This is a genomic window from Streptomyces sp. NPDC002825, assembly GCF_040295385.1.
In the GTDB taxonomy this organism is placed as follows: Bacteria; Actinomycetota; Actinomycetes; order Streptomycetales; family Streptomycetaceae; genus Streptomyces.
On record NZ_JBEOVH010000060.1, the window covers coordinates 1 to 6,431 of the forward strand.

Here is a 6,431-nt window from a genome sequence, read left to right on the forward strand (position 1 = left end):
GGGAGAGAGCGACGGGCAGCATCCGGACGACGGTGAGGCTCAGCACGGCGTAGGTGATGACCCGCCAGTCCAGCTGCACGCCCCCCGGCGTGCGCGGCCCCGCGCGCCCCGCGCGTCAGTCCCTCAGCCGTGCGAGGACCGCGCGCATCGACCGTTCCACGACCGCCCGTGACTCGTCGGTGGGATCGACCAGTTCGAAGGCGTGGTGGGCGTGTGGCGCGTCGATGATCTCGACGTCCGCCCCGCGCTGCTTCGCGGCGGTCAGGAACTCCTCGACGGTCGCCGCGATGACGTCGTGTTCCAGCCCGGCGCGGGTCAGGACGACCGGCGGCCCGTCCGCGGTGCCCACGGTGTCCACCGGGCGGAAGCGGGACTCCACCGTCTCCCAGCCGGGCAGCGGCGCCATGGCGGGGTAGTTGGCCGCCACGCACCGCAGCCACGGCGGGGACGCCGCGAGCCAGTCCGCGGCGAGGAGCCCGCCGGTGGAGAAGAACCAGAGCGCGATCCTGTCCCCGTCGACGCGTGGATCGGCGCGGACCTGCTCCACGGCCTCGACGAGGTCCCCGGCGGCCTGGGGGTAGTCGGCGAGGCCGTGGAGCCGAAGGTCCACGGTCACTCCGACGACGTCCGCGCCCGCCGCGTAGCGGCCGTACCCCACGAAGCACGGCGTATCCCGTGGCGTGGGCCGCCGGTCGCGTTCGATGGGGCCGCCGTGGACGAAGACGATCGCCGGCCGGGGCCCGTCGCCTTCCGGGAGGTGGAGGTCGACCCGTCCGAGGCGGTCGCGCGGCCGCTCCGGCAGGTCGAGGAGGAAGGGCAGCAGGTGGGAGGGCTGCTCGTGCCCGTCCTCGGGGGCGGTCACCCGGTGGCCCTCGCCGGCCGCCGCGCGGAGCAGCACCTCGGCCAGCTCCCCGGGCGCGGAGAGCATCGGCCAGTGGCCGGTGGTGAGTTCGAAGAACCGGAACCGCTCCTCGGTGAACACCCGGAGCTGGGGCGGGCCCGAGGCCACCGCCATCTCGACCATGGCGATGCTCTGCCCGTTGGCGGCGCACAGGACGCCGGTGGTCGGCAGGGTGGCCGCGGCACCGGTCAGGCGGAGCGGTTCGGTGAGCGTGCCGGACGGCTGGGGCGCGGCCTCGCGCTCCAGGCGTACGAGGGCCTCGGCGGGGATCCCCTCGACGCTGCCCCAGCGCGACCAGGCACCGGGCGCCGGCGGCGGGACCGGTGCGTCGGGGCGCCCGGCCAGCAGTTCGCGGACCTCCGGGTCGGGTACGGAGCGGACGGCGGCCTCGCCGGCCGCCGGGGGTCCCGTGTCCACGGAGACGATCCTGGTGACCCGCGCGGCCCGCCGGTCGGCCGCGCCGAACACCGGGTACAGGCCGTATCCGTGGCCCACCAGCACGACCTCGGCCTCCGTGATCCCGTCGACGAGCCCGACGAGTTCCTCGATGTGCGTCTCCAGGCCGGTCCCGGGCCCGGCCTCGTCACGCCGGTCCCCCGTTCCGGTCAGGGTCACGGGGTACGCCTCCGCTCCCACCGCCCGCAGCCGGGCGGCCGTCTCCTCCCACACCCAGCCGCCGGTGAAGGTGTCCGACACCAGCACGAAAGCCGTCATGGCCGATCTCCTCGTCTCTTCCGGGGAATGTCTCGCGGTCACGCTAGGAACTCCCCCTGCGGGAGATTCAAGGGAGCTGTTCGGGGCGGGCCGGCGGGGCGTCAGAATGGGCGGTGCCCGGAGCCGTCCGGGTCCCGCTCGAGGAGGTGCGCCCGGTGTTGTCCGACGGTCTGTGGAGCATCGGGGAGCTGGCCGCGCGGGCGGGTGTCACCGTCAAGACCGTGCGGTTCTACTCCGATCGCGGGCTGCTGCCCGAGGCGGTCCGCAGCTCCGGCGGCCATCGGCGGTACGGGGCCGAGGCCCTCGACCGGCTGCGGTTCATCCGCTCCCTGCGCTCCCTCGACCTGCCGGTCCCCGAGGTGGAGCGGGTGCTCGAGAGGGACGGGGCCGACGACGTCCTCGAAGAGGCCGTCGCGGGTCGACTGCGGGACGTGGGCTCCCAGTTGGTGGCGCTGCGCTGGAAGGAGGCCTCGCTGAGGCTGCTCCAGGAGTGCGCCGCCGGGGAGCGCGCGGAGCGGCTGCGGCTGCTCGGCGCGCTGCCCGCCCCGCCGGACACGGACGCCCTGGTCCGGTTCTGGCGGCGGGCCCTGCCGGCCCGGCTGCCGAAGCGGGTGGTGTCCATGGTCCTGGAGGCGGTGGTGCCGCGGCCGCCGGACGAGCCGGGCACCGACGACGTCCTCGCTTTCGCCCGGCTGCACGCGCTCGTCACCGACCCGCGCCTCGAACGGCCGGAGTTCCGCCCCTCGCCGCCGCTCCCGGACGGCGAGTACCGCCCGGTCGTGCTCTACGAGGGCCTCGCCGAGGCGTACGGGCTCGCCTCGGCCGAGGTGCTGGCCGGACGGGCGCCACAGGACGGCGGGGCGCTGGACGGTTTCGTCTCCGCCTACGCCCACGCGCGCGGGGAGCAGGACACCCCGGACTTCCGTCGCCGGCTCGTCGGGCTGCTCACCCTGGACGACAGCCCGGTGCTCCCCCGGTACTGGAAACTCGCCGCCGGCCTGTTCGCCCCCGACGAGCCGGTCCTCGGTCTCCTCCACCACCACCTCTCGACGGCCCTCCGGGACCAGGTGCACGGGCCGGCCGCCTGACGCCGTCCGGCCGCCCGGCGGCCGACGTCCGGGCCCACGCCTGGCGCGCGGAATGCTGGGCCGTTCGGCGTACCCGGGGTGTGGTGGTCGGCGTGGCGGGGAAGGGGCGCACGGACTCAGGACGACGAGGAGGTGGTGCCGGTGTCGGGGCCGACGACCGGGGACGCGGTGGGAGCACCGTGCTGGCTGAATCTGTCCGCTCACGATCTGGAGGCGGCGCAGCGCTTCTACGGGGCGGTGCTCGGATGGACGTTCCGGCGGGGCGCCTTCGGCGAGTCGTACGTGGTGGGTGAGCGGGACGGGGTGCCGGTGGCGGGGATCGCGGCGGTGGCCGCGCAGCCGGCGGGGCCGGTGGCCTGGACGGTGTTCTTCGCCGTCGACGACGCCGACGCGGCGGTGGCGCGGATCCGGGAGCGCGGCGGCACGGTCGGGGTGGGGCCGCTGTCGTATCCGCCGCGGGGCCGGGCGGCGCTCGCGACGGATCTGGAGGGCGCGGTCTTCGGCGTGTGGGAGGGGCGTCTGGTCTCGCGCTGGCACGTTGGCGAGCGGCAGGCGCCGGCGTGGGTGGAGCTGCACACCCGCGACGCGTTCGACGCGGCCGTGTTCTACGGCGGGGTGCTCGGCTGGGCGGACGAGAGCCAGGGCGGCACGGAGGTGTCGTACGAGCACGAGGGCGTGGTGCTGCGGCGGAACGGCGAGGCCGTCGCACGGCTTGACAGCGGCCCGGTCGAATCCGAGTCGCCCCGCCCGCAGTTGCGGCCGCGCTGGCTGGTCCGTTTCCGGGTGCGGGATCTGGCGGCGGCGCGGGAGGCGGTCGTGGCGCAGGGCGGGACGGTGGTGCCGGGCGGCGAGTGGGCCGGGGTGCGGCCTTCGGGGGGCGACGACGAGCGCCGGCTCGTGGTCCGCGATCCGGACGGTGCGCTGTTCGCCGTGGAGGAGGAGGCGGGGTGACGCGGGGCGCGGGCGCGCGCCGGACCATGTGATCCACAGCTCTCCGTTCGAAAGTTCCTTGTGGGGACCGTAGATGATCCTGCAATCTTCATCTGACACAGGATCAGGTTCGGCACAGGCGATGACTTCATGAAGGGAAGGGCCCGTGAGCGGCGAGCGCCCCGAGCTGTACGAGATGTTCGACGAGCGGTTCCTGACGGGACGGTGCATGTACGGCGACGACTCGCTGGACGTCCTGTACACGGGGTGCCGCTGGGCCGAGGGGCCGGTCTATCTGCCCGCCTGGCGGCAGCTGGTCTGGAGCGACATCCCGAACGACCGGCTGCTGCGCTGGGACGAGGAGACCGGCGCCGTCTCGGTCTTCCGCCGCTCGGCCGGGCACACCAACGGCAACACCCTCGACCGGGAGGGCCGGTTGATCTCCTGCGAACAGGGCAACCGGCGGGTGACCCGGACCGAGCACGACGGCACGGTGACCGTCCTCGCGGACCGCTGGCAGGGCAAGCGCCTGAACAGCCCGAACGACGCGGCGGTGAAGTCCGACGGTTCGATCTGGTTCTCCGATCCGGACTTCGGCATCACCAGCGACTACGAGGGTCACCTCGCGGACAGCGAGATCGGCTCCAACAACGTCTACCGCATCGATCCCGACAGCGGTGAAGTGCGCCTGGTGGCCGACGAGTTCGCCGCGCCGAACGGTCTCGTCTTCTCGCACGACGAGAAGCGGCTCTTCGTCTCCGACACCCGGGCCGGCTTCATCCGGGTCTTCGACGTGCGCGAGGACGGCACGCTCTCCGACGGCAAGGTCTTCGCCGACGCCTCGGCCCGCGAGGACGCCCGCTTCGACAACCTGCGCTTCGACGCCGACGGCCGCCTCTGGGCCGCCGCGATGAGTGACGGGGTGCACTGCTACGACCCCGACGGCACCCTGATCGGGCGGCTGAACATCCCGGAGCCGGTCGCCAACATCTCCTGGGGCGGCGCCAAGCGCAACCGCCTCTTCATCGCCGCCCAGACCAGCTTGTACTCCCTGGTCATGAGCGCCACGGGCACCCATCCGACCGGCCCCGGACGCCGTCCCTGGCTGGACACGGCGGCCTGAGACACGGACCGGCCCGGACACGTGCGAGGGCTTCGCCCGGCGCGGGGCCGTCCCCACGTACCGCGGCCCGCTCGTCGCCGCCGTCAGGCGGTCGTGGCGCCCGCGGCCTAGCGCGGGCCGGCATCCGGCGCACGCCGGGCGTCGGCGGAAGCCGGCGCAGCGGTCTTGGCGGGGGGCCGGTCGAGCGGCAGGCGCGGCAGCGGTGCCGCTGGGACAATGGCCTGTGTGGGCCTGACGTTCTTCGACGACGAGCGGCTGACGCGGGACGTGTACGCGACGGTGAGCCTGAGTGCCGGCGGTGAGGATGCCGCCATGGGCATCTCCCGGCTTCTCGCCCCCATCGTCGCCCACGACGCGCTCTGTCTGCGGGGCACCGATCCCGTCCTGGACACCGAGCTCTGCTGGTTCAGCTTCTGGCACGGGTACGAGCCCGCACTGGCCCTCGCCCTCCTCACCCACCGGATCGCGGGTGCCCGCGCGCGCCGGCCGGCCGGCACCGCCCGGACGGTCAGCGCCGTCGCCGTCGTGGGCGGGCGGTCGCACGACCGGGAGGCGGACCGGATACTCTCCGCTCACGGGGCGGGCTCGGAGCTGTGGCTGAGGCTCGCCGACCCGCGCGGGACCTGGGGAGAGCTACGACTGCTGCGCGCCCCGGGCGGGCACCCCTTCGGCGAGGACGAGGCCCGCCGGGCCATGCGGCTCGCGCCTCCCCTGCTGGCCGCCCTCCGGCGCTACGGGACGTCCGGCCCGCTCTGTCCCGCCCCGGATGCCCCGGTCCTGCCCGCGGGCGTGGCCATCGTGGGCGCCGACCACCGGGTCAAGGCGGTCAGCCCGCAGGCGAAGGCATGGGTCGAACACGTGGTGGCGCGGAGCGAGCCCGCCGTCACGGCCGGTGCGTCCGACGGATGGTTCCGAGCGCTGTCGCTCGCCGCCCGCGCCCGGGGCGATGCCCCTGGCCCGCTGATCTGCATGCCGCCGGCGCGCTGCGGCCGGTGGTTCACCGCCCAGGCCGAACCCCTCGGCGAGGACGGTGCCGGCGATGTCGCGATCATCCTGCAAGGGGCGACCGGAGACACGGTCACGCCGTCGTTCTGCGCCTGGTACGGGCTCACGCCCCGGGAACGCGAGATCGTCGGCGCACTGCGGGACGGGTCGCCGGTGAAGCGGATCGCCCGGCGCCTCGGGGTGTCCCCGTACACGGTCAACGACCACCTCAAGGCCGTGTTCCGCAAGACGGGCGCGGAAGGCCGCGACGAACTCGTCGCGGCGCTGTACCGCTGACGACGCCGACGCTCGGCCCCCTGTCCATCCCCAATGTCAGGGATCCTCTGCGGCCCGGCCCCGGCGCACGCTGGAGGTCGAGTCCGAACGAGCCCCTTGTGGGCCTGTTCGCACCGGAGAGGAGTGATCGTATGGGTACGTGGAACGCCGACTGGTTCACGCTGCCGGGTGCGGCCGTGTTCGACACGGGCAGGCAGTTCACTTCGGTGTCGCGTTCCGAGGAGAACGTCGATCTGTTCGTGGTGGGCAACGACAACCGGGTGTGGTCGCAGTTCTGGGGCGCACGGGTCGGATGGAATCCGGACTGGATGCCCATCCCCGGAGCAGCCGTCTTCGACAAGCAGCCGGTCGCGGCCGTGGCGCGGGACGCCGACCACCTCGATCTGTTCGTGGT

The 6,431-nt window shown here is 74.1% G+C and carries 5 protein-coding genes and 1 pseudogene; 5 read left to right on the forward strand and 1 reads right to left on the reverse strand.

Going from position 1 to position 6,431, the window contains the following annotated elements:
- Nucleotides 1-115: 115 nt before the first annotated feature.
- Nucleotides 116-1,615, reverse strand: a complete 1,500-nt coding sequence (locus ABT041_RS38255) for an alpha/beta fold hydrolase (protein WP_351193600.1) — start codon at nucleotides 1,613-1,615, stop codon at nucleotides 116-118.
- 155 nt (nucleotides 1,616-1,770) lie between these two features.
- On the opposite strand from ABT041_RS38255, the gene ABT041_RS38260 reads away from it, so the two are divergent.
- The 5 genes and pseudogenes from ABT041_RS38260 to ABT041_RS38280 all read left to right on the forward strand — a co-directional run.
- The gene (locus ABT041_RS38260; protein ID WP_351193602.1) at nucleotides 1,771-2,703 is read left to right on the forward strand and encodes a MerR family transcriptional regulator; all 933 of its coding nucleotides are present in this window, start codon (nucleotides 1,771-1,773) and stop codon (nucleotides 2,701-2,703) included.
- A 132-nt stretch (nucleotides 2,704-2,835) separates the two neighbouring features.
- Nucleotides 2,836-3,654, forward strand: a complete 819-nt coding sequence (locus ABT041_RS38265) for a VOC family protein (protein ID WP_502976711.1) — start codon at nucleotides 2,836-2,838, stop codon at nucleotides 3,652-3,654.
- Between the two features lie 145 nt (nucleotides 3,655-3,799).
- Complete coding sequence (locus tag ABT041_RS38270) at nucleotides 3,800-4,756, forward strand: SMP-30/gluconolactonase/LRE family protein (RefSeq protein WP_351193608.1); 957 nt, start codon at nucleotides 3,800-3,802, stop codon at nucleotides 4,754-4,756.
- 225 nt (nucleotides 4,757-4,981) lie between these two features.
- Nucleotides 4,982-6,037 carry a helix-turn-helix transcriptional regulator gene (locus ABT041_RS38275; protein ID WP_351193611.1) on the forward strand — a complete coding sequence of 352 codons (1,056 nt, stop codon included), beginning with the start codon at nucleotides 4,982-4,984 and terminating at the stop codon, nucleotides 6,035-6,037.
- 131 nt (nucleotides 6,038-6,168) lie between these two features.
- A pseudogene (locus ABT041_RS38280) lies at nucleotides 6,169-6,431 on the forward strand (M64 family metallopeptidase); the annotation flags it as partial.

Excerpts from the sequence above, each read along its gene's own strand:
- ABT041_RS38255 (WP_351193600.1), bottom strand. The coding sequence starts at position 1,615 with ATGACGGCTTTCGTGCTGGTGTCGGACACCTTCACCGGCGGCTGGGTG.